Here is a 21,489-nt window from a genome sequence, read left to right as displayed (position 1 = left end):
GCTGCTCCCACCCAACCCCGGCGTTCCCCGAAGTCAGGCTGCCGCCAGCTTCACCCCACTGCTACGACAGCGGGGCGATGCAGGTCTCTCACCTCCATCCGAAACAACAGCGCCTCGTGGCGCACCAGGTGCTCGTCCACCCCGAGGGTGGTCACGCCGGCGAACCGGGCCTCGTCGTCGGCCAGCGTCGCCAGGATGGGTTGGATCGAGCCCCACACCGTCTTCCACGCCACCCCCAACTGACGCGCCAGCCCGTGGATGGAGGCGTGCTCACGGCGGACCTGCTCGAGCACCCACCGGCACGCCCGGGTGGTCAACAGCCCGCGCGGGCGGGCTATCTGCTCGTCCTGCTCGGTGAACACCCTGGTCGGGCACGCCGGCCCCAGGCACCGCCACGTGCGTTTGCGCCACCGCAAACGGGTCGGCCGGGCGAAACACGGGATGTCCACCAGCGTGGTCGTGCGTCGGCCGCGACTCTCAGCGACCACCCCACACGTCGGGCAGCCCATCACCGTCGGCGCCGACTCCATCGTGACCACCAGAACGCCATGGCCGGTCTTGTCGACGTCGACCACGTGCAAGCCGTCCAGGCCGACCAGCAGGTCGCAATGGTCACAGTACGAAGGGGTCGTGGAAGCGCAGCAGCACCCCGTAGGCTCGGACACGTCGAGGCCTTCCGGTCAGGTTGAAGAGACGCTTCCGATCCTGAAGGCCTCGACCCCCAACCACCCTCACCCCGCGCTCCGGCGTGTCGCGCTCACCCCCACCTCAAGGTTGAAGAGCCAGATTGACGACGACCTCCTGAGGAGTGCGACGGGCTCATCTGAGCACAATCAGGCTCGGCATCGTTACGTCCGGCTATGCGAAGACGAGTTCGAGGCGGCACGGCGCGGATGGCTTGAGCTTGGCCAGTGGCGGGCTTGGCACGAATGGCTGACGGACCCGCGCCAACAGGGGGTCATTGTTGCGGACTTGGAGGTTTGCGATCCGGGCTCTGAACGATTCGAGTATCTCCGCGGTTGCCTGGACTCCGGACCGAGACACGGCTGGGGGCAATGCCGCGCATCGAGATGAAGGCTCACCCGTCTGGCGGCTACCGGAGGCCCAGTCGTTGGAGAAGGTGAAGCACATCCTGTGACCCGGCTGAGGTGCCCCACTCGGCACGCGCTTTGCTCAACCGAGTCAAGGCATGGATGAGAGCTTCATCGCGCGGATCGGCGCCTCCCCGATAGTCAGCGTCAAGTAGGAATGCTGCCCGACCGGCTCCTGCGACTTGGCACTTCCAGGCCACTCGGTCGAGGAAGATCTCGAGGCGTCGCGCAGCTTCGCCGATGCTGCCGTCTGCAGGCGACATGGCGCGGTAGTCGAGTTCGGCGAACCGCCGCCGATCAGGATCGGCACTGGAGTCGCGAAGCTCGATGGCCGTTCCCACCGGTCCCCGTTCGGTGTCGTCCGCGAGCGCACGAATGTGGTCGACGGCTTCCGACATGGCCAGGAAGTCGTCGTCGGCGAAACCGAAGCCCACGAACAGTAGGTGGCTGGTCAGCATGAGCGCTTGAACGACGCCACGCAGGGCCTTCTTGTCGCCCTCCAGCTGCCGGTACTGCGTCTCGGTGAGCACGATCGTGTCTGGCTTGGCCAAGTCGCCATGCAGCTTCAGAAGCCAAGGCGTGCCGCCACGGGCCAGCTGGCGGGCAAGCACTCGTTGGCCGCCCACACCGTACGTGGCGAGCCCGGCGTTCTCGAGGCACGGGTCGTAGTTCGTGGTGACTTGGGCTTGCGCCCGGAGACCAGCAAGCAGGCCATGGCTGATCGCATGCTTGCGGGTGCTGAAGCGGGAAGCAATGCGGTCGTTCAGGTCAGGGACATCGAGTTGCTCGGCCAGCTGCGGGTAGTTGGGGTTACCGCTGAAGTCGAGGCGCTTGTGGGTGTCGAGTTCCTCAAGAAGTTCCTGCCAGTCGGGGAACCCGACGGGCTTGCTGGCTCCGGCCCCGACGAACAGTGACAACTCGCCGCGACCGGCCTTGTCGCCTAGCTCGTCCGCAAGGGGTCGAAGCTCGGCGAGTTCAGGCCAAGCGTCCTGACCCTCAGATTCGACTAGCTGACGAGCCCACTGGACCGCAGCGAAGTCAGAGGTCCTTCGCAGGACGAGCGCCACGTCGATCGGGTGGTCAGCTACGAAGTCGTGGAGTCGTGACACGAGCAACCGCACCACCTCAGCCCGCTGACCCGGGAACCTGCCCTGCCCCACACCCAGGATGGGGAGCGCGACGAGGGGCAATGCGCGACCGCTGTGCTTGGACGCCTTGTCGGCCGCCACGTGGACCGCGTCCAAGGCCCGTTCGACCATGTCGTTGATCGAGTGGGGACCCACGGTGTCGACCAACACGCGCAGCCCCACCACCTCATCCGGCCGCTGCGGCTTCTCGGGGGTGGGATCGGGAAGCACGGCCAAGCCGTTCTCCAGTTGGACGTCGGCGGGCTTGAACCACCGGTCGGCTGGCTGGGCGGGGCCCCCATCGATGAACGGACGCCACGTTCCGCTCACGTTCAGCTGCTCGTCGCACGGGATCAGGAAGGCGTCCGCAGCGAGTCGAGTCAGGTCGGCCTGGACGACGAAGAGGTGACCGCGATTCCCCATGGCGCGAGACTATTGCGTCAACGTGATGAGCGCGCCAAGAGTCGCAGCGCGTGGTCGTACTTGTGCCGAAACCACTCGACCTCCTCGGATGTCAGTCGCTGCATCCGTACGGGATCGGTGTTGTCGGCGATGTCGGCCCGCTTCACCATCAGCGCGATCGGGTTTGCGGCCACGCGCCTGTAGTACGCGTCCCCTTCACCGGGGCGACGGGTCAGTGCATCCACGGCGTCCAGAACACGCTCGTTGAACCCGAGCTGACGCAACTCGTCGAGCCCGACCGCGGTGTCCTCGACCACGTCGTGCAGCCAAGCCGCGGCGAGGGCGTCCGGGTCGGCGGTCTGGGCGGCCACCCGAGCCGCTACACGGCGCGGGTGCTCGATATAGGGCAGGCCCGCCTTGTCGACCTGGCCGGCGTGGGCGTCCGTCGCCACCTGTTCAGGAGTAGGCACGGTCACCCACCAGCGTCTCGACCCACGCGGGGTCGATGCGGTAGTCGGGGTGCGAGCGGGCGAACTCGTCCAGCAGGCCGTTGAGCAGGTCGGGCAAGGGAACCCGGTAGACCTCGAGGAGCGCCGCAGTCAGGGCGATCGCGGCGTCGATCATCTCGGAGGAAGTCGGGTCCTCCAGCTTGATGTGCCAGTTGGACCAGTCCTCCTCGGGGGCCGTGAAGCCGGCAGCGGCGAGGGCCTTCTGGGCAATGCCGTCCAGACCGGCGCCGTGGGGCAGGAACTGGTTCGAGCTCACCTCGACGAGCAGCTGGTTCGCGTCGTACGAGGCCAGTTGGTAGTAGACATCGCCGACGTCGACGGTCAGCGAGTGACCGGTAGCGCGCAGCCGTCGCAGCTGCATGGCGATGCGCCGGGCGATGAAGGGGATCAGGTCCATTCCTCGTCCTTCCACATCTCGTTCTTCCACGGGGAGATTGCGGCCCACGCGAGCAGGGCCCTGCGCAGGTGCTCGGAGTCCTTGCGGTATTGGCTCAGGTCGGCGCCCAGCATCAGGTCGAGTTGGCTGAGTGCCCGTTCGGCCGCCCGCAGGCGTTCGGCCTTGTCGTGGCCGATCAGCGCAGTGACATCTTCGCGGGGGAGGCTGGGAGCCGACAGGCGTCGGGCCCGGTGGTACTCATTCGGGCCGGGGTAGGTGGCCTCGCGCACGCTGGCCAGCCACATCGACTCGAGCAGGTCGAGTCTGGCCTCCAACGCTGCCGCTTCCGGTTCGGACGCCGTGCGCCACAGCCGGCCATTGATCGGGCCGAGCGCCTCCTGGATCCGCTCGGCGGCACCGGCCTCGACGCCACGCAGCCGGGAGTAGGCCATCGCGACGGACGGCGTCCGGTGGTGGGCGTGCACGCAGTGCACCAGCACACGCTCACCGGCGTCGCGCAGGGTGGCGACGGTGCGGGCGGCGTCGGCGAGGGTCCAGGGGAGGTGGGCGTTGGCGTCCGGCTCCTCCTTGTCGATGAGCCAGACCTCGGCGTGCTTGCCCGGCTCGACGCCTGCCGCACGCACCTCGGACGCCCCGACCCGGCACAGCGAGACCACCGCGGTGACGCCGAGCTCACGGGTGCGGGCCAGGTCGGCCTCGGTGCCGAGGATCACGCCCGGGTCGTCGGGGTGCGGAACCCCGAGCGGGCGGGAGAGGCCGCTCAGGTGCGACTCGGGGGGCGTCCCACCCGGGGTCGCCGTGGCCAGGGCGAGGCGGACGAGGTCGCGGCCGCGCAGTCCGGGCCAGCCGTGCACCCGGCGGGCGAGGTCGGAGGGCAGCCCCGACACCCCGTAGCGGGCGCCCAGCAGCGCGCCGGCGATGGCCGCGACCGTGTCGGTGTCGTGCCCGATCGCGATCGCCGCCTGCAGTGCGGCCTCGACGTGGTCGGGGCCTTGGACGTGCCGCGTGGAGTGGATCGCCCACCACGCGGCCTGCAGGGCCGTCACCGTGAAGCCGTTGCGGGTGAGGTCCGCTGCGCCGGTCTCGGCCTCGCGGATCCAACGGGACCATCCCTCCTGGCGCTCGCGGGGTAGGAGTCGCAGCCCGACGCGCAGGTCGAACCATCCGTGGACCACCGCCTCGCGGATGGCCTCCGACCACAGGATGGCGGACTCCACGCAGAGGGGGTGGGCGTGCGTCAGGGAGGCGACGCGGGCGGCGGCGTCCGCGGTCTTCGTCGCGTCGCCGAGGGCGACCAACCCGACGATGCCGGTGCGCATCAGTGCGCCGTTGCCGGCGCGGTCCTGGGCGGCCTGCTCAGCCGACGCGGCCTGCATGGTGGTGAGCAGGTCGGTGCCGCGGCCGGCCCGACTGAGGACGTCGCGCGTCTGGTTGCCGATGTCGGTGGCACCCTCGGCCTTCCACTCGACGAACCGCTCGGCGACGCGGCGCAGGCCGTCGTCGGTCGTCACGTCGGCCCCGGACGCCGTCACCTCGGCGATGCACACGGCCATCTGGGTGTCGTCGGACCACTCGCCGGGCGCGTACGGACCCAGTCCGCCGCCGATCATCTGTGCTTGCCCGGGCGCGATCTTCGGGCCGAACTCGTACGGGACGCCCAGGGCATCCCCGATCGCCTGTCCGAGCAGGACGCCCGCCGCCCGGTCCTTCTGGAGGGTCGTCAGCTTCATGCCCCCACCACCTTTCATGTTCAACTCACACTTCAAAGGTAGGGCACCGGTTCGTGAGTGTCAAACTCACATGTAAAGTGGCAGCCATGGTCTTCTCGTCGAAGTTCCCGGTGTTCGCGGTCGCGTGCGATGTGGTGGCGCTGACGCTGCGCGAGGGCGTCCTGTGCGTGCTGCTGGTGCGGCGGGCAAGTTCGGTGTTCCGGGGGCGGTGGGCGCTGCCGAGCGGGTTCGTGCGCCAGACCGAATCATTGGAACAGGCCGCCGCCCGCGAGCTCGCCGAGGAGGCCGGACTCGGTGAACGTGACGTGGTGCTCGAGCAGCTGCGCAGCTACGGCGACCCCGGCCGCGACCCGCGACCCGAGCGGGTCGTGTCGGTGGCCTGGTTGGCCCTGGGCGCCGACCTGCCCGACCCCACCCCCGACACGGACGCCGACCTCGCCGAGTGGGTGCCCCTGACCGAGGCTTACGGACGAGAGCTGGCGTTCGACCACGCGGTGATCCTGCGCGACGGGGTCGAGCGGGCGCGGTCGAAACTGGAGTACTCGACCGTGGCGACGGCGTTCTGCGAGGAGACGTTCACGCTGCCCGAACTGCGGCGGGTCTACGAGGCGGTGTGGGACACCGAACTCGACAACCGGAACTTTCAGCGCAAGGTGACGACCGCCGAGGGGTTCGTCGAGGACACGGGGGAAGTCATCCGCGGGCGGGGGCGTCCGGCCAAGGTGTTTCGGCGGGGGAGTGCGACGACCCTGTTCCCGCCGATCATGCGGCGCTGAGCCCCGCGCCTTCGCGGAGTTTGGCGACCAGTGCGCCCAGGCCGATGACGCCGACGCCGCCCGAGGTGGTGTATTCATCCTCGGCGCCGGGGTGGACGACCCATCGGTTCTCCACCCCGAGGTCGTCGCAAGCGCGGTGGAAACCGGCGCTCACAGTCGGTGCCGTGGACAGCTTGACCTCGACCGCGGTGTGGGGCCGCCCGCCCTCCACCAGGACCAGGTCGACCTCGTTGCCGGTGGCCGTCCGGTAGTGGTGGGCCTGCCACGAGGTCGGTGCTGCGTCGATGAGGCTCTCGACGGCATGGCTCTCGAAACTGGGCCCGGCCGAGGGGTGGCCGAGCAGGTCGTCGAGGGTGGTGAGCTCGAGCAAGGCGTGGAGGAGTCCCGAATCCCTGACGAACACCTTCGGGGACTTCGTCATGCGTTTGCCGGTGTTGGTGAACCAAGGCGTGAGTCGCCTCGTGAGCCCCAGGTCGACGAGGAGGTCGATGTAGCGATCCACCGTGGGGCCGGACACCCCCAGCGATTGCGCCAGCCGACTCGCATTGAGCAGGCCCCCACTGGAGTGCGCCAGCATGGTCCAGAGCCGGCGGAGCGTCTCGGCGGGGATGCGGGGGGCGAACATGGGCACATCGCGCTCCAGGTAGGCCCGGATCAGGTCCTGGCGCCACTCGAGCGAGGTCCGGTCATCGTGGGCGGTGAGCGAGTCGGGGAACCCGCCTCGCAGCCACAGCTGCTCCGGGGGGATGCCGTCGGCAGCCGCCTCGTCGACGTTGATCCCACTCAGTTCGACGTGCGCGACCCGGCCGGCCAGGCTCTCCGAGGACATCTGGATCAGGTCGAGGGACGCCGACCCGAGGAGCAGGAACTGCCCGGTCCTGAAGCCCGCCCGGCGGTTGTCGTCAATGACGCCGCGCAGGGTGGCGAACAACTCGGGGACGCGGTGGACCTCGTCCAGGACCACCAGGTGGGGGGCTTGGTTCCGCAGGTAGGCGTCCGCATCGTCGAGGCGGCGACGGTCGGCCAGCCGCTCCAGGTCGAGGTAGGTGGCGCCCCCCGGCCAGCTGTCAGCGAGTTCGCGCGCCAACGTCGTCTTGCCGACCTGCCGTGGACCCAAGAGCACCGTGGCAGCCGACGTGCTGACTCGACGCCGGAGTTCCTGCGCCTTGAACCGCTCGATCACCATGCAAATCTAACATCACACATTAGATTTGCACCAGTGTCAGGAGTCTGGCAGCGGGGGGTCTTCACTTCAGGTACTGGCCGCGCATGCAGTGGGGCCGCACGTGGGTGTGAGTGTGGACGGCGGCGCTCGCCGAACGGGGCCTCCACCTCACATCTACTGCAACATTCGAATGTTGCAGTAGGTGTTACAGCTCAGGTCAGGGCCCAAACCGCGCGGGGGTCCCGCTTCGAGGTCCCTTGCCACTCGACAAGACCCTCGTCGCTCAAGGCGCTGAGTGCTCGGGTTGCGGTCATGCGAGTGACCCCCGCCAGTTCGGCCAGCTGGCCCGTGCCGGCCGGGGCGCCGAGCAACCGAAGTGCGTCGAGAATGTGTTTGGCGCTCGGCGTGAGGCGGGCCATGACTTCGGCAGGAACGGCATCTGCTGCGAGGAGGGTGAGACGAACTCCCTCCGCGCTCTGGGTGTAGATGGGGTCAGCAAGTCCCCGTCGGCGCATCTCCTCGAACATGCGTTGGATCCCTTCCCCAAGCTCGCGGGTGATGCCCATGTCAGACAACACGCGGGCGATCCGCGGATTCCGGGCATAGCGCGAGATCTGCAGAGGTTTGGTCGGGTCGGTGATTCCCGGAAACCGGCCCGGGGAGTAGATCTCCAGGCGGTTGGGGAAGATCTCCACCCGGATGTGATCGCCCATCATGCTGTAGGAGCGGTGCGTCACCGCGTTGGCCAGCCCCTCCAACCAGGCTGCCTGCGGGATGCGGTGGGTGGGTTCGAAGAGGCCGCTCTGGGCAAGTTGCCGCCACTTCGGCATCAGGCGGGTCATGATCTCCGCCGCCTCGCGGATCTGGTGTTGGAGTGAGCCCTCCACCCGGTGATCGCCGTCATCTTCCAAGGTCATGGAGGATCCCACGCCCCGATCTGAGGCGGGCAGGACGCTACTGGACCGTCACCCCGGTTACATCGCCCGCAAGGCGGCCACCGCACTGCGTCACGGTGACGAGACCCTGTACTGGATCATCCTGTCGACGTTCCAGAACCGGGATGACTCCAACAGGGAAGTGGCGCGATCCGGGGAGGTCTGCACGGAGTGTTGGATCGAGCGCTCCCTGACTGGAGCGTGTGCCTGTTGAAGGGTCGCGTGGTCGCCGATCATGTGGTGGTCGTGAGCCGCTTCGAGCATCGCGTCGCCCATGCGCCCACCCGATCGTTCAGGGTGGCTAGCGTCGCATCCGCAACCCCGCGAACGTCATCCGCCGCGCACGAGGTGGCGACGGCGTCCGGGATCTGTGTTGCCATGGTCTGTACCTCCCCCAGCACCCACTCCTCGGGCAGCTTGAGTTCGGCCGCGAACAGCCGCCAGTTGCCGACCGAGATCTCGTCCAGTCGATCCTCGCCGCCGACGGCCATGGCCAGGTGCGTCGCCTCGGCGGCCGCACCGAAGGTCAAGGTGCTGTTCAGATCGTAGAGGGGTGCCAGGCGGACGTCCCCGGGGGTGATCAAGAGCGAGTAGTTGCGGGCGTGGGCATCAGAGCCGCGCATGAGGTAGTTGAAGATCACCGCGCGCGCGAAGGTTTCCACATCGCCCGGGGCGGCCTGCCCGAGCAGGTCGGCGCACGCGCGCACGCCCGGGCCACCCTGCGACTCGTACTTCCGCGCGGGGTCGAGGCCGCCAGCCTGGCAGAGGTCCTCCTGGTGAATGCGCCACCACCGTCCCTCGGCGAGCACCCGATCGTACCGCTCCACGCCGATGACCCGTTGGCCCCCGAACTCGGCGATGAACGTGTGGGCGGTGGGCAACCCGAGTTCGGCGGCGGTGCGCATCGTCGCGACCTCGGTGACGTCCTGGTCCTCGAGGCCGGGGATCGCCGGCTTGAAGATGTGCGTCGATGGCTCACGTCCGCTGGGGAGTGCCCACGTGCCGTCGACCTGCCGTTGCAGGGCGATCTTCGCCTGGGCCCCAGCGAGAGAGAAGCGTCCCGTGCCGTGGGTGGCGTCATGGGGGAGGGCGTCCATGCGTGCCGCCGAGATGAGGCCGGCCACCTCGGCGTCGGTCAACGGCGTCAGCCCGCCAGGGTCGGTCAGCACCGCCGCCAGCCGATCCTCCCGGACGATCTGGGCAGCACCCGCAACGTCCTCGCCGATGTGGGCGAGGAGGCTCTCCGGGTGCAGGTCCGTGATCCCGAAGCGGGCGCGCCAGCGCATGAGCAGGCGTTCACGGTCGGGCAGCAGGGCCCTCAGCCACCACGACACCGGACGCCCCCGGTGCCGTGCCTGCGTGAGCGGCATGCTCAGCGAGAGCGGAGCGTCGACTCCCGGGTCGAGATCAGCTTCGTAGCGCAGCCGCACCCGGTCGCCACGGCCCTCAACTCGACCGATCACGCGGCCGTTCATCACGACGTGCAGCGCGGTCATGGCCGCTTCTCGTAGCGAGAGAGGATGTCGGAGGCGCTGGGCAGCGTCGGACGCTCCGGGAGTGGTCGCCCCTCGCGGTGCGAGCCTGCGAGCGTGACGTCCAGGGCCAGGGCGTGGAGGACGCGCAGCACCATGTCGAGGGGTGCCGACGCCTTGTCTCCGGCTTCCAACCCGACCAGCCACTGGCGGCCGACGGCTGCATCGGCGGCGAGCTCGGTCTGCGACAGGCCTTGGGCCAGCCGGGCCTCACGCACGAGATCACCGAGGGCTGCGGCCGCATGGATCCGAGGTGTCGCCATGCGGCGACAGTATCACGTTGTCGTCATTAGGCGACAGGTGCAGGGGTGCTGGCCAGTGGGAGGTCAGGGCTGAAACGAACGCACTCGGTTGCCGCCGGGATTGTGCTCCAGCTCGACCAGACCGAGCTCTTCGAGAAGCGGCGACAGTGCATGGTGTAGCTCGACGTGCCCGGCGCTGTGGTGAGCTGTCACGGATCCTCAGGTTTCCGGTTCCGGCCATGGGGGGATCCTCGCACGCGCGTGGATCAAGCTGTAACACCTACTGCAACATCAATGTTGCAGTAGGTGTTACAGCTCAGGTGAGTGACCATGTCGCGCGGGGGTCTCGTTTGGACGTGCCCTGCCACGTGACCAGTCCCTCGGCTGCCAAGGCGCTGAGCGCGCGCGTTGCCGTCATCCGGGTGATGCCCGCCGCATCCGCCAACTGCCCCGTGCCTGCGGGAGCGCCGATCAGACGCAGCGTGTCCAGTACGCCCCGGGAGCTGGGCGTCAGGCGGGCCAGAACCTCTGGCGGCACCGCATCGGTGGCCAGCAGGGTCAACCGGACGCCGCCTGGGGTCTGCGTGTAGATCGGGTCGCTGAGCCCCCGTCGGCGCATCTCCTCGAACATGCGCTTGATGCCTTCACCGAGTTCGCGAGTCACCCCCATGTCCGACAGCACCCGCGCGATCCGCGGGTTGCGTGCGAAGCGGGGGATCTGCAGAGGGTGGCGCGGATCGGCGAGGCCCGGGAACCGTCCTGGGGAGAAGATCTCGAGGCGGTTGGGGAAGATCTCAACCCGGATGTGGTCGCCCATCATGCTGTAGGAGCGGTGGACCACTGCGTTGACCAGGCCTTCCAGCCATGCTCCCTCCGGGATGCGGTGGGTCGGTTCGAAGAAGCCGCTCTGTGCCAGTTGGCGCCACTTGGGCATCAGTCGATCCATCAGCGCAGATGCTCGCTCGATCTGCTGTGGCAGGGAGCCTTCGACGCGGTGGTCTCCGTCCTCCTCCAATGTCATCCCCGCGCCGACGCCGCGCTCGGTGTCACCGAAGCGAAGAATGCGGACGAACGCGCTGGGAAACTCCCTCTGGGGCCGCTCGTCGAAGAGCTCGCCCCTAGACTGACCCGCATGGCCGGTCCGACGGGGAGCGCGCTTGCCGCTCAGCGCACGGCGCAGTCGCCGGGCCTCAAGTTGCTGCGCGCCGACCTCATGCCCGTCCTGGTGGCGGTCTTGGCTCGGAGGTTCACCGACCACCGCGCGCTGCCCTACGCCGAGTTCTTGGCCTTGGTCACCGACGACCTTGACGAACTCCGTGACGCAGGCTTCCCTCTACCACAGACGGCTCAGCAGTACGTCGCGAGCTGGATCCGCGACGGCATCCTCATCCGCCGGCCCACCGAGAGTCGAGACGAGACGGTCGAGCTGTCCCGTTCGGCGGCGGACGCCGTCCGGTTCGTCGCCGCGGTCGAGCAACCCCGGTCCAGCGTGACCTCCTCGCGTCTCGCCAACGTCACCGACCTGCTGTCGACCTTGGCCCGCGACTCCGACCCCGTGCCGACGAGCCGGCTCGAGGCACTCAGAGCCCAGCGGGACGTGCTTGAGGCTGAGATCGCCCGGGTCGAGTCCGGCGAGTTCGAGCCGCTGTCGGATGCTGCGGCGTCCGAGCGCCTGCGAGAGATTCTGCGCCTCGCCGAGGAGGTGCCCGGGGACTTCGCCAAGGTCGCCGACGACCTCGACCACCTCAACCAGGCACTGCGCGAACAGATCATCAACCACGAGGGGTCGCGGGGTGGCGTTCTCGAGCGCGTCTTCGCCGGCGTCGATGTCATCGAGGAGTCCGACGCCGGACGTACCTTCACGGCTTTTCACCGGCTGTTGCTCGACCCGGGCCTCACGGACGCGTTCGACGAGGCCGTGGACGCCGTCCTCCAACGGTCCTTCACCCAAGTACTCGCCAGCCAGGACGCGGCGTTCCTGCGCCAGTTCCTCACCACGCTCCAGCGTGAGAGCGCCCAAGTGCGCCAGACGTTGACCAGCTTCTCCCGCAGCCTGCGACGCTTCGTCGAAACCCAGGAATACCGCGAGCACAAGCGGCTCGCGGCCATCATCGACCGGGCTGAGCAGGCCGCGTTCGCGGCCCTGCAGGAGCTGTCCCCGATTCACCCCACCGGCCGAGAGATCGACCTCACGTCGGTTGCGATCAGCTCGATCGGTTCGTGGAGCCTGCACAACCCTGCCGACCTGCGCTCGACCGCCGAGGTGCTCGCGCACGACTCCGGGGACCTCGACATCGAGCAACTCCGCGCACTAGTCCGCCTCACCGAGATCGACTTCCCCGAGTTGCAGCGGGCTGTGGCGGCCACAGTCGTCGACGTTCCTGGACCCACGGTGGCTGATGTGCTGGCCCGGTTCCCCGCGACACAAGGGTTGGCGTCCGTGGTCGGTCTGTTGCTGCTCGCCACCGAACATGCCACGCGCGCCGCCGGCGACGAGGTCTGGACCTGGACCTCGCCCACCGGCCGGATGAAGAGTGTCAGGGCGCCCCGCTACGTTTTCGGTGAGGTACCCCAGCACTGGAGCGAGCCATGACGATCCAACCCGCCCCCCGGCGTGCGGCTGAGCAGGTCGACGAGTTCGATGACGATGCGCGCGAACCGGTGGAGGACCACGGCGAGCTCTCGCCGGCCACCCGACGCGTGCTCCTCGCCCTGATCCGTGGCCCCTACCTGCGCTCGTCAGCCGGCGACGGGCGTTTGTGGAACGCGCTTGTGCGCGATGAGGCCCACGTGCGCAGCCGCCTCGCCGACCTCTACCTCGACCTGGTGCTCGATCCCGGGGCCGGGCTCGCGTTCGTCCGTAACCTCGAGCTGGAGGACGCCCCCAAGGTCGTCCGCAACCACCCCCTGACGCTGCTCGACACTGCCCTGCTGCTGTTCCTGCGGCGGCGTCTCCTGGCCCAGCAGGGCACTGACGTGCGCACCTTCGTGGGCCGTGACGAGATCGAGGACCAGTTGCGCAGCTACCGCCCCGCTGACCTCGCCGACAAGAAGGGCTTCGACGACCGTATCGGCGCGGCGGTCAACAAGATGAAGAAGAACTCGGTGTTGCTTCCCACCGACGACGAGGAGCGGTGGGAGGTCTCGCCCGTCCTGGCCCTCGTGTTCGGTCCCGACGAGGTGGCGGCTGTCACCCGCGAGCTCGAACGGCTGGTGGCGTCGTGAGCCAGCACCGACTACGCCGCGTCCAGCTGGTCAACTGGGGCACCTTTGACGGCGCGTGGTCGTTCGACGTCCCGCGCAAGGGGCTGCTGCTCACCGGCCCGTCGGGCGCGGGAAAGTCGTCGGTCCTCGACGCAATGGCATCCATCCTCGTCCGTCCTGCGCGGCTGAAGTTCAACGCGGCCGCCCAAGGGACCGAGACCGGTGACCGCGAGCGTAGTCTGGTCACCTACGTGTTGGGTGCCTACAAGCGCGAGACCGACACCGAGACGGGTGAGGTCGGGACGGCCTTCCTGCGCAAGGGCCCAACCTGGAGTGGTGTGGCCCTCACCTTCGACGACGGTCGGGGCGCCCTCACCACGCTCCTGCGGCTGTTCCACCTGCGCGCTGGCACCGTGAGCGGTGCGGACCTGAAGTCGATGTTCGTGCTCGCGCCCGAAGAGGTCGACCTGCTGTCCCTCCAGCCCTACGCGAAGGACGGTATCGAGAATCGGCGCCTCAGCCAGGTCTCCAGTGGCTGGGATGTGTTCGGAGCGGACGCCTACACCGGATTCGCGAACAAGTTCCGGCGCCGGCTGGGGTTGGGGTCGGAACAGGCGCAGGTGCTGCTGCACAAGACCCAGTCGGCGAAGAACCTGACCAACCTCGACTCGCTGTTCCGCGACTCCATGCTTGATGAGCCCGACACCTTCGAACTCGCCGAGCAAACGGTGGGCCAGTTCGAAGAGCTCACGCTCGCCCATGCCGCTGTCGTTGACGCCCGCCGGCAGGTCGAAGCCCTCACCCCTCTGCGGGGTCTCGGTGACGACCACGCGGCTGCCCTGAGCTCGCTCCGCCGGTTGACCGACGAGGGGGAGCACCTCACGACGTGGCTGACCGGGCGCAACCTTCTCGAGGTTGAAGAAGACCTGGCTCGTCAGCGCCCGGCGCTGGGGCGGTTCAAGACCGAGTTGGGTGAGGCAGGGGCGCGTTGGGAAGCTGCGGAGAGCGGGCGGGTCGATGCCCAACGTGCGCTCGACGGCTCGGCGGGTGCAGAACTCGGGACACTCGAGGAACTCCTGAGCACGCAGCGGGCACAGCTCGCGGAGCGCCGCGAGAAGGTCGCCGCACTGACCGCGACCGCGGCCTTCCTCGGGCTCGACTGGCCTTCGTCCGCGGCGGACATCGAGCGGTTCCAGACCACGTTGTTGGCACTTGCTGACGGGTTCGAGGACGAGCAACGCGATCACCAAGCGCGGGTGTACGAGCTGCACCAACAGCACGGGGAGGCGCGGCGACGCAGGGACGCCGTGAATGCTGACCTCGAAGCGCTCCGCAGGCACAGATCAAATCTCGACCCGCGCCTGCTGGCGACGAGGCAGCTCCTCGCTGACCGGCTCCAAGTGGCCGAGTCGACGCTGCCGTTCGCTGGCGAACTCATTCAGGTCAAGCCCTCCGAGTCGGCCTGGAACGGCGCCATCGAGCGCGTGCTCGGGTCGTTCGCCCGTACCCTCGTCGTTCCCGAGCCGCACTACCTCGCCGCCGCGGAGGTCATCGATGGCCAGTACCTGGGCGCCCGGTTGGTGTACGAGAGGGTGGCGACCGATCGCCCATGCGCGGATGACTGGTCTCCCGACGAACCCTCACTGTTGGCCAAGGTCGACCTCGCCGAGGGCCCCTACCGGGATTGGATCGCTGACCGGCTGCGCCGGCGGTTCGACTACGCGTGCGTCGACCATGTCGCTGAGTTCCGCCAGCACGATCGGGCAGTCACGCGGGCCGGCCAGGTCAAGCACTCGGCCACCCTGCACGAGAAGGACGACCGGGGGCGCGTCGATGAGCGGCGCCGCTGGGTGCTCGGCTTCTCGATCGAGGCGAAGGAGGCCGAACTCGTCAGGATCCAGAGGGACGCCGAGCGCGACGTCACGGCTGCCGTGCAGGAACTCGACGAACTGGGTCGTGGCGATGCCGACCGACAGCGGCGTCGCGATGCGCTCGCCCAGCTCGACCCCATCGCATGGGGTGACCTCGACCTGGCCGTGCTGGAGAAGAGACTGCACGTGACGCAGGGGCGCCTCGCTCAACTGCGCAGCGACCACCGTGACGCGCCGGCCCTCGAGCTGGCGCTCGAGCGAGCCAAAGCGGCGGTCGAGGATGCAGAGGCGCTCCGACGCACCCTCGCCGGGAAGTACGACGAGGTGGCCCGGACCGTCCGCGACCTGGACATCCGGGTCACCGACCTCACGGCGGAGCTTGAGGGTGCCGAACCCGTCCCCGACGCGGTGGCCGCGCAGCTGAAGGCCGCGGCGTCCGAGTTGGCGGTGCGGCCCGAGCGGCTCGAAGCGGCAATGCGTGAACAGCTCGGTCAACGCCACGCCGAGGCCGACCGGCGCCGGTCCTTGACCGAGCGTCACATCGTTCGCCACATGGGCGCATATCGGAGGGAGTGGTCGAACCAGGCCGCCGACTGGGGTGAAGAAGTCGAGTTCCTCGCCGAGTATCTGGAGCGGCTCGGATCGCTTGAGCGCGACGGACTGCCGACCTTCGAGAAACGGTTCTTCCATCTGTTGGGAGAGCAGACTCGCAACAACATCGGGCAGCTCTCGATGAAGATCCGCAGCGCGCGCCGCGAAATCCGCACGCGGGTCGACGAGGTCAACAAGTCGCTGCGGCTCACCGAGTTCTCGCCCGGGGGCCACCTGCAGATCGACGTGCGGGACCGGGCGCTGCCCGAGGTGGAGAAGTTCCTGGGCACGCTCACCGCCATCACAGCTGACTCGATCACCGACGTCTTCGCCTCCGACGACCCCGGAGATCGGACGGCGGCCGAGGAGCGGTTCGCCTTGATGAAGGGCATCCTCGACCGTCTCGGTTCGGCCGACGAGAAGGCGTGGCGTGAGCGCTGCCTGGACACGCGGCAGCACGTGCAGTTCCAGGCCCGGGTGCTCGACGCCGATGGTGGCCAGCTCGACGTCTTCACGGGCTCGGGCGGGCGTTCGGGAGGTGAACGCCAGAAGCTGGTCACCTTCTGTCTGGCTGCGGCCCTGCGCTTCCAACTCGCGCCAGCGGGGCAGGCCGAGCCGGAGTATGCGCTCGTGGTGATCGACGAGGCGTTCGACAAGGCCGACCACCGGTTCACCCAGGCTGGTTTGGAGGTCTTCAGGACATTCGGCTTCCAGCTGCTGCTGGCAACCCCCATGAAGATGCTCCAGACGATCGACGACTACGTCGGCGGCGTCGCGATGGTGACGAATGACTCGGGCCGGCGCTCCGCGATCCACCAGCTGGCGTTCGAGTCCGATGAGCCGCTCGATGACGTGGACGAGGTCGTCCAGGACGCGCTGCTATGAGGTCGGCGGGCGAGTTCCGCGCATGGGCAACCAAGCAATGGCGGGCGCACTGGCCGGGCTGGCTCGCCGGGACGAACTCACCCCGGTGGTGGCCGCTGCACCCGCCGACCGAGACCACCATGTCCGGCGATCCGGACGCCGTGGCGAACTGGGTCGGCGGTTGGCAGCGGCAGGCGTGGGCCGACGGCGTGACGGTGCAGTGGGTCGAGAAGCAGTGGCGGGCCCACGGCGCCCAACACCTGCCGGCGCGCGCCACAGCCACGCCCGCGGCCATGGCCCGGCTGGCAGGCGATGGTGACACCTGGAGTCGCGCATCTCTAGCGGCCGAGCGCGTGCGGGCGGCCTGGCCCGACGCAGATCTCGCCGAGGCGGTACGGGTCTCAGCCAGGACGCTGGGTCGGATGGAAGAGCCTGACGTGGTCCGCCTGCTGGCCGTTCTGGGTTGGCTCGCCACGCACCCCGAGTCGGGACTGTGGGAACGAGAGCTACCGGTGCCTGACGTCCACACCAAGTGGGTCGAGCGGCACCGCAGTGCCGTGGAAGCACTGGCGAGCGCCACCACGGGGAGCGAAGGCGCCGGTTTGCGCCGCACGCCTGTTCGTTTCCGGGTGCGCACCCTCGACCCCGAACTGGACACCGGGGTGGCGGACTTCGCCGTCGACATCGTGGAGTTGTCGAAGCTTGCGTGGGCGCCCGCCCACGTGCTCATCTGCGAGAACGCCACCACGATCGGAACCCTCTCACCTCTGCCGGGGGTGGTGGCGGTCCACGGCATGGGCTTCGCGGCCCCCTCACTTGCTGAAGTCGGCTGGATCCAGAGTGCGCACCAGTGGTACTGGGGAGATGTGGACACCTATGGGTTCCAGATTCTCGGGCACGTCCGGGCGATCCTTCCGGAGGTGCGCTCACTCCTGATGGATGTGGCCACCCTTGAGGAGTTCATGACGCTGGCTGTCTCCGAACCACGCCCGTTCCGAGGCGAGATGGGCTATCTCACCGCTGCAGAACGGGCAGCACTGGCGCGGGTCAGGGTCAGCGATCGGCGCTTGGAGCAGGAACGCATCCCACGGCAAGCGGCCCACCGCCAAATCCGTGCAGCGATGGGTCTCTGACGCCCGCGCAGCTGCTACTCGACGATAACGCCAGCTCAGGCGTCTCCCCTGTGGTCAGCCCGCGAGCGCCTTCACCAGGTCGGCCTCGATCTGCGCGGGCTCGACGGTGGGCGCGTATCGCCGCACGACGCGACCCTCGCGGTCGACGAGGAACTTGGTGAAGTTCCACTTGATCGCGTCGCCCAGCAGGCCGCCGGTCTCCTTGCGCAGCCACTGGAACACCGGGTGGGCGCCCTTGCCGTTGACGTCCACCTTGGAGAACATCGGGAACGAGACCCCGTAGTTGAGCTGGCAGTGCTCGGCGATCTGCGCGTCGTCGCCGAACTCCTGGTTCATGAACTGGTCGCTCGGGAACCCCAGCACGACGAGGCCAGCGTCGGCGTGCCGCTTGTACAGCTCCTCCAACCCGGCGAACTGGGGCGCCAGGCCGCACTTGGACGCGGTGTTCACGACGAGCACGACGTTCCCGCGGTAGTCGGCCAGGTTGCGCTCCTGGCCGGTGATGGTCGTGGCGGTGAAGTCGTACAAGGCCGGCATGCTGATCCTTCGTCGTCGAGGTGCGCTGTCCTCCTCCCCAACGCCGGAATCTGCGAGTTTCATCCCGGTTCCTGGCGGCGTCCTCCGCGGTGCGAGGCCCTCAGTGGAACGGACGCGGGGGGCGCCCGGCGATCATCGCCCACAGCAGCGGCGCCGCGGACAGCCCCATCAACCACCGACCCAACACCGGATCCGTCCCGAGCGCGACCGCGCCCGCGAGGAGCAGCGCCGCGAAGACGAGCACCCCGTTCGTCCCGCGGGCCGTGCGGTTGAGGCGCTCCACCTGGGCCGCCACCCGTGGCGTCCGCACCGTGAGCTCGCCCCGCTCGGCGCTGGTGAGGACGCGGTCGACCCGCCCCGGCAGCGCCAGGAGTGCCCGGCCGAGGTCGGCCGCCTCCTTGACGATCCGGTCCACGGACAGCCCGCCCTCGCCGGACACGAGTGTGGCTGCGTACGGCGTGAGCACCGCCCAGACGTTGAAGCTCGGCTCCAGGCCGGTCGCGACCCCCGACAGGATCCCCACCGATCGGCCGAGCATCAGCATGTCCTCGGGCACCTGGAAGGGCAGTTCGAAGACCAGTTCGCGGAACTGCCCGGCGAACTCGATCATCTCCTCGGGGGGGACGTTGACCAACTCGTCCATGCTCATCCCGCCGAACCGGGCGAACACCTCCGTGGACGCCCGCTCGATCAGGTGCATGTCGGCGCCGGGAAGGATGACGTTCAGGATCTCCATCGACCGCACGGCACGGGCACCGTCGCGCAGGCCGACGGAGATCAGCGCTTCGGTCAGGCCCTCGCGGAGGTTCTCGGGGACCTCGCCCATCATGCCGAAGTCGATGAAGGTGAGCTTCCAGGCCGGCTCGCCGGGGGCGGGGTCGGTGATCGGCGTGACGAAGAGGTTGCCGGGGTGGGGGTCGAGGTGGACGAAGGAGTCCCGGAAGATCTGTTGCAGGTAGCTCTCGACCAGCACGGTGGCGACCTGCCCGCGATCGATCCCCGCGGCGGTGATGGCGGCGTGGTCGGCGATCTTGATGGCCGAGACGTCCTCCATGGTCAGCACACGACGGCTGGTGAGTTCCCACACGATGCGCGGGACCTTGACGCGCGGGTCGGCGGCGAAGTTCTCCGCGAACCGCTCGGCGTTGGCCGCCTCGGCGAGGTACTCCACCTCGTTCAGCGAGGTGTGGGCGAACTCCTCGATGAGCCCCGGCACGTTGGCCCGCGACGCGATGGGGCGATAGCGGGTCAGCCACCGACCGACCCGGCGCAGGGCGGCGAGGTCGACCTCGATCACCTGCTGGATGTGCGGCCGCTGGATCTTGACCACGACGTCGCGGAACCCCAGTTCGTCCGCGTCCGCGTCGCGCAGCCGGGCCCGGTGCGCCTGCCCCAAGGACGCGGCGGCGAGAGGTTCCTCGTCGAACCAGGCGAAGTGCTCCGACAGGGGACCCCCGAGCTCGGCGGTGGCGACGGAGAGCAGAGAGTCGAGTTCCTCGGCGGGCACCTCGTCCTGGAGGCCCGACAGCTCGTTCGTGATGGACCGCGGGAGCACGTCCAGTCGGGACGACAGGAACTGGCCCAGCTTGATCATGAGCCCGCCGAGGGCGATGGCCAGCACGCGGAAGCGTGCCGCGGTCCGCTGGAGGCGCCGCTCGCGCGTCCGCTCCGCGAGCCGGCGGAGCCCCAGACGGGGGCCGACCACCTCCCACGCGACGAAGCCGAAGACCACCCGACCGAAGAAGAGGACGATGCGCCAGTAGCGCAGGCGTAGGGTCGATTCCTTCATGCGTGCTCCGCGTCGGTCGGGGGCGAGTGGCGTCAGTCCTGGGCCAGGAGGCTGTACAGCTTCCGGCGTGCCTCGTCGAGGACCTCGGTCGCGCTGGCGCGCTGGCTCTCCGAGGCCGTTCGGGCCACCTGGAACACCGCCTGGGCCAGGCGGGCGGCCGACTGCTGCAGGGCCGTGCGGTCGGACGTCGTCCCGGCGGCCTCCTCCCACGGAGCGCGCTGCCCACCGAGGCCTGCGGCAGCCGCGGCGCCGGACTCGGTCAGGCGATAGACCTTCTTGCCCTCGGAGTGCTCCGAGTCGATCAGGCCCTCATCGGCGAGCATCTGCAGCGTGGGGTAGACCGACCCCGCGCTGGGGCTCCACGCGCCGCCGCTGCGGTCGGTGATCTCCCGAATGATCTGGTAGCCGTGCATGGGCTGCTCGGTGAGGAGCAGCAGGGTGGCCGTCCGGACGTCGCCGCGACGGGCACGCCCGGCGCCGGCAGGGGGAGCGTCCTGGAGCCCGATCAGGTCCATGAGTTGCTGGAAGCCACGGCCGCCCGGGCCGTGCGCGTGACGATGGTGCATGGTGTCTCCTAACGACATATCGCGACCTGTCGCCATTCTAGGCGAGGCAGGCAAGCACCATGGACAACTCCCCTGACCAAGGGTGAGGATCGACCATGCAGAGCATCTGGATGGCCACGCACACGATCACGGTGCCGAACCCGGGCCCGCTCGACGACACGCACCACGACGTCGTGGTCGTCGGTGCGGGGATCACCGGCCTGACCACGGCGGCGCTCCTCGCGTGGGCGGGCAAGTAGGGTCCTCGTCCTCGAGGCCCGCCAGGTCGGTGCCCTCGCCACCGGCAACACCACCGCGAAGCTGTCGCTGTTGCAGGGCACCGTCCTCTCCGACATCGCCGCCCACGCCGGTGACGACCTCCTCCGCGCCCACGTCGAGGCCCAGCGCGAGGGGCAGGCGTGGCTCGTCCGCTTCATGGACGACCGCGACGTCCCGTACCAGCGCCGCGACGCCTACACCTACGCCACCACTAAGAAGGGCGACAAGGCGCTCCGCGCCGAGGCGGACGCCTGCGCCACGGCCGGGCTGCCGGTCACCTGGACCGCCCCCGCGGAACTGCCCTTCGCCGCCACCGCCCTGACCCTGCCCGACCAGGTGCAGCTCCACCCGCTGCTCGTGCTGGACGCCCTCCTCGCCGACCTCCGGTCCCACAGCGGGACCGTCGCCGAGGGCGTCCGCGTCACCGGCGCAGACGTCGGCCACGGCAGCGTCCGGCTCACGACCAGCGGCGGCCCTCTCACGGCCGACCGGGTCGGGCTCGCCACCGGCACCCCCATCCTCGACCGGGGCCTGCACGCCGCCCGCCTAGGGCGTGTCGCGTAACTGGTCTCGTAGGCAGATGATGGTGCTGGCCAGGACGAGGCCGGCGCGGTAGTTGCGAGCGAGTTTGTCGTAGCGGGTGGCGATGGCGCGGAACTCCTTGATCCGGTTGAAGAAGCGTTCCACCACGTTCCTGCCCTTGTAGATGGTGGGATCGAAGGCAGGTGGGCGACCGCCGCGGCTGCCCTTGGCCTTGCGACGGGCGATCT

General features: G+C 68.9%; 21 protein-coding genes and 1 pseudogene. 7 read left to right on the top strand and 15 right to left on the bottom strand.

The annotated features are described in order from the left end of the window. Positions 1–50: 50 nt before the first annotated feature. The 5 genes from H5397_RS15650 to H5397_RS15630 all read right to left on the bottom strand — a co-directional run bounded on the left by H5397_RS15650 (position 51) and on the right by H5397_RS15630 (position 5,256). The gene (locus H5397_RS15650; RefSeq protein ID WP_182818572.1) at positions 51–575 is read right to left on the bottom strand and encodes a helix-turn-helix domain-containing protein; all 525 of its coding nucleotides are present in this window, start codon (positions 573–575) and stop codon (positions 51–53) included. Positions 576–1,093: 518 nt separating this feature from the next. Continuing rightward, positions 1,094–2,641, bottom strand: coding sequence for an SIR2 family protein (locus H5397_RS15645; protein WP_182818571.1), 1,548 nt, complete (start codon positions 2,639–2,641; stop codon positions 1,094–1,096). Between the two features lie 17 nt (positions 2,642–2,658). Beyond that, positions 2,659–3,072, bottom strand: a complete 414-nt coding sequence (locus tag H5397_RS15640) for an HD domain-containing protein (protein WP_309224387.1) — start codon at positions 3,070–3,072, stop codon at positions 2,659–2,661. 4 nt (positions 3,073–3,076) lie between these two features. Further along, positions 3,077–3,526 carry a hypothetical protein gene (locus H5397_RS18560; protein ID WP_182818567.1) on the bottom strand — a complete coding sequence of 150 codons (450 nt, stop codon included), beginning with the start codon at positions 3,524–3,526 and terminating at the stop codon, positions 3,077–3,079. Continuing rightward, positions 3,517–5,256: an ADP-ribosylglycohydrolase family protein gene (locus H5397_RS15630; protein ID WP_182818565.1), complete on the bottom strand. Its 1,740-nt coding sequence runs from the start codon at positions 5,254–5,256 to the stop codon at positions 3,517–3,519. Before H5397_RS15630 ends, H5397_RS18560 begins: the two co-directional genes overlap by 10 nt. 86 nt (positions 5,257–5,342) lie before the next feature. Between H5397_RS15630 and H5397_RS15625 the strand changes: the two genes are divergently transcribed. Further along, entirely contained in the window at positions 5,343–6,032 is a 690-nt protein-coding gene (locus H5397_RS15625) for an NUDIX domain-containing protein (RefSeq protein ID WP_182818564.1), read from the top strand. Here the strand turns inward: H5397_RS15625 and H5397_RS15620 are convergent. The 6 genes from H5397_RS15620 to H5397_RS15600 all read right to left on the bottom strand — a co-directional run bounded on the left by H5397_RS15620 (position 6,019) and on the right by H5397_RS15600 (position 10,852). Further along, positions 6,019–7,215, bottom strand: coding sequence for an ATP-binding protein (locus tag H5397_RS15620; protein ID WP_220492342.1), 1,197 nt, complete (start codon positions 7,213–7,215; stop codon positions 6,019–6,021). The two genes, H5397_RS15625 and H5397_RS15620, sit on opposite strands and share 14 nt — an antisense overlap. Before the next feature lie 194 nt (positions 7,216–7,409). Then, positions 7,410–8,114 carry an ATP-binding protein gene (locus tag H5397_RS15615; protein ID WP_182818561.1) on the bottom strand — a complete coding sequence of 235 codons (705 nt, stop codon included), beginning with the start codon at positions 8,112–8,114 and terminating at the stop codon, positions 7,410–7,412. 251 nt (positions 8,115–8,365) lie between these two features. Further along, positions 8,366–9,628 carry a type II toxin-antitoxin system HipA family toxin gene (locus tag H5397_RS15610; protein WP_182818559.1) on the bottom strand — a complete coding sequence of 421 codons (1,263 nt, stop codon included), beginning with the start codon at positions 9,626–9,628 and terminating at the stop codon, positions 8,366–8,368. Continuing rightward, positions 9,625–9,927, bottom strand: coding sequence for a helix-turn-helix domain-containing protein (locus H5397_RS15605; protein WP_182818558.1), 303 nt, complete (start codon positions 9,925–9,927; stop codon positions 9,625–9,627). Before H5397_RS15605 ends, H5397_RS15610 begins: the two co-directional genes overlap by 4 nt. A gap of 63 nt (positions 9,928–9,990) precedes the next feature. Next, on the bottom strand, positions 9,991–10,119 hold the full coding sequence (locus H5397_RS19215) for a DUF6855 family protein (RefSeq protein ID WP_375539464.1): 129 nt from the start codon (positions 10,117–10,119) through the stop codon (positions 9,991–9,993). Between the two features lie 103 nt (positions 10,120–10,222). Next, positions 10,223–10,852 (bottom strand): ATP-binding protein, encoded by a 630-nt coding sequence (locus H5397_RS15600; RefSeq protein WP_255438985.1) that lies wholly within the window; start codon positions 10,850–10,852, stop codon positions 10,223–10,225. A gap of 186 nt (positions 10,853–11,038) precedes the next feature. Between H5397_RS15600 and H5397_RS15595 the strand changes: the two genes are divergently transcribed. The 4 genes from H5397_RS15595 to H5397_RS15580 are packed head-to-tail and all read left to right on the top strand — an operon-like array spanning position 11,039 to position 17,569. Further along, positions 11,039–12,499 carry a DUF3375 domain-containing protein gene (locus tag H5397_RS15595; protein ID WP_182818555.1) on the top strand — a complete coding sequence of 487 codons (1,461 nt, stop codon included), beginning with the start codon at positions 11,039–11,041 and terminating at the stop codon, positions 12,497–12,499. After that, on the top strand, positions 12,496–13,131 hold the full coding sequence (locus tag H5397_RS15590) for a DUF4194 domain-containing protein (RefSeq protein WP_182818553.1): 636 nt from the start codon (positions 12,496–12,498) through the stop codon (positions 13,129–13,131). The genes H5397_RS15595 and H5397_RS15590 overlap by 4 nt, the downstream gene beginning before the upstream one ends. Beyond that, positions 13,128–16,457 carry an ATP-binding protein gene (locus tag H5397_RS18965; RefSeq protein ID WP_182818552.1) on the top strand — a complete coding sequence of 1,110 codons (3,330 nt, stop codon included), beginning with the start codon at positions 13,128–13,130 and terminating at the stop codon, positions 16,455–16,457. The genes H5397_RS15590 and H5397_RS18965 overlap by 4 nt, the downstream gene beginning before the upstream one ends. Then, positions 16,454–17,569, top strand: a complete 1,116-nt coding sequence (locus H5397_RS15580) for a Wadjet anti-phage system protein JetD domain-containing protein (RefSeq protein ID WP_182818550.1) — start codon at positions 16,454–16,456, stop codon at positions 17,567–17,569. Before H5397_RS18965 ends, H5397_RS15580 begins: the two co-directional genes overlap by 4 nt. Positions 17,570–17,623: 54 nt before the next feature. Here H5397_RS15580 and H5397_RS15575 read toward each other — a convergent pair whose 3' ends face one another. From H5397_RS15575 to H5397_RS15565, 3 genes are all read right to left on the bottom strand, one after another. Then, a complete protein-coding gene (locus tag H5397_RS15575; RefSeq protein WP_182818549.1) occupies positions 17,624–18,106 on the bottom strand; it encodes a glutathione peroxidase in 483 nt (160 codons plus the stop codon). Between the two features lie 100 nt (positions 18,107–18,206). Continuing rightward, positions 18,207–19,895, bottom strand: coding sequence for an AarF/ABC1/UbiB kinase family protein (locus H5397_RS15570; protein WP_182818547.1), 1,689 nt, complete (start codon positions 19,893–19,895; stop codon positions 18,207–18,209). A 32-nt stretch (positions 19,896–19,927) separates the two neighbouring features. Then, positions 19,928–20,461 (bottom strand): PadR family transcriptional regulator, encoded by a 534-nt coding sequence (locus H5397_RS15565; protein WP_223202468.1) that lies wholly within the window; start codon positions 20,459–20,461, stop codon positions 19,928–19,930. 95 nt (positions 20,462–20,556) lie between these two features. Between H5397_RS15565 and H5397_RS15560 the strand changes: the two genes are divergently transcribed. Further along, positions 20,557–20,700: a hypothetical protein gene (locus H5397_RS15560; RefSeq protein WP_182818544.1), complete on the top strand. Its 144-nt coding sequence runs from the start codon at positions 20,557–20,559 to the stop codon at positions 20,698–20,700. 43 nt (positions 20,701–20,743) lie between these two features. After that, positions 20,744–21,283, top strand: a pseudogene (locus H5397_RS15555) (FAD-dependent oxidoreductase); the annotation flags it as partial. Here H5397_RS15555 and H5397_RS15550 read toward each other — a convergent pair. After that, positions 21,266–21,489: transposase (locus tag H5397_RS15550; protein WP_182814264.1), on the bottom strand; the 224-nt coding region annotated here is incomplete at its 5' end. The pseudogene H5397_RS15555 and the gene H5397_RS15550 sit on opposite strands and share 18 nt — an antisense overlap.

It is taken from the genome of Propioniciclava sp. MC1683 (genome assembly GCF_014164675.1).
GTDB lineage: Bacteria > Actinomycetota > Actinomycetes > Propionibacteriales > Propionibacteriaceae > Propioniciclava.
The sequence above is the reverse complement of the archived record's forward strand: the minus strand, read 5'-3'. Positions and strand labels throughout refer to the sequence as shown.

Bases quoted from the DNA above. Each gene is read 5' to 3' on its own strand.
- H5397_RS15600 (WP_255438985.1), bottom strand. From the start codon at position 10,852: ATGGATCGACTGATGCCCAAGTGGCGCCAACTGGCACAGAGCGGCTTC.
- H5397_RS15625 (WP_182818564.1), top strand. From the start codon at position 5,343: ATGGTCTTCTCGTCGAAGTTCCCGGTGTTCGCGGTCGCGTGCGATGTG.
- H5397_RS15615 (WP_182818561.1), bottom strand. From the start codon at position 8,114: ATGACCTTGGAAGATGACGGCGATCACCGGGTGGAGGGCTCACTCCAA.
- H5397_RS15580 (WP_182818550.1), top strand. From the start codon at position 16,454: ATGAGGTCGGCGGGCGAGTTCCGCGCATGGGCAACCAAGCAATGGCGG.
- H5397_RS18560 (WP_182818567.1), bottom strand. From the start codon at position 3,526: ATGGACCTGATCCCCTTCATCGCCCGGCGCATCGCCATGCAGCTGCGA.
- H5397_RS15590 (WP_182818553.1), top strand. From the start codon at position 12,496: ATGACGATCCAACCCGCCCCCCGGCGTGCGGCTGAGCAGGTCGACGAG.
- H5397_RS15570 (WP_182818547.1), bottom strand. From the start codon at position 19,895: ATGAAGGAATCGACCCTACGCCTGCGCTACTGGCGCATCGTCCTCTTC.
- H5397_RS15605 (WP_182818558.1), bottom strand. From the start codon at position 9,927: ATGGCGACACCTCGGATCCATGCGGCCGCAGCCCTCGGTGATCTCGTG.
- H5397_RS15565 (WP_223202468.1), bottom strand. From the start codon at position 20,461: ATGCACCATCGTCACGCGCACGGCCCGGGCGGCCGTGGCTTCCAGCAA.
- H5397_RS15645 (WP_182818571.1), bottom strand. From the start codon at position 2,641: ATGGGGAATCGCGGTCACCTCTTCGTCGTCCAGGCCGACCTGACTCGA.
- H5397_RS15560 (WP_182818544.1), top strand. From the start codon at position 20,557: ATGCAGAGCATCTGGATGGCCACGCACACGATCACGGTGCCGAACCCG.
- H5397_RS15610 (WP_182818559.1), bottom strand. From the start codon at position 9,628: ATGACCGCGCTGCACGTCGTGATGAACGGCCGCGTGATCGGTCGAGTT.
- H5397_RS15575 (WP_182818549.1), bottom strand. From the start codon at position 18,106: ATGCCGGCCTTGTACGACTTCACCGCCACGACCATCACCGGCCAGGAG.
- H5397_RS15630 (WP_182818565.1), bottom strand. From the start codon at position 5,256: ATGAAGCTGACGACCCTCCAGAAGGACCGGGCGGCGGGCGTCCTGCTC.
- H5397_RS15595 (WP_182818555.1), top strand. From the start codon at position 11,039: ATGGCCGGTCCGACGGGGAGCGCGCTTGCCGCTCAGCGCACGGCGCAG.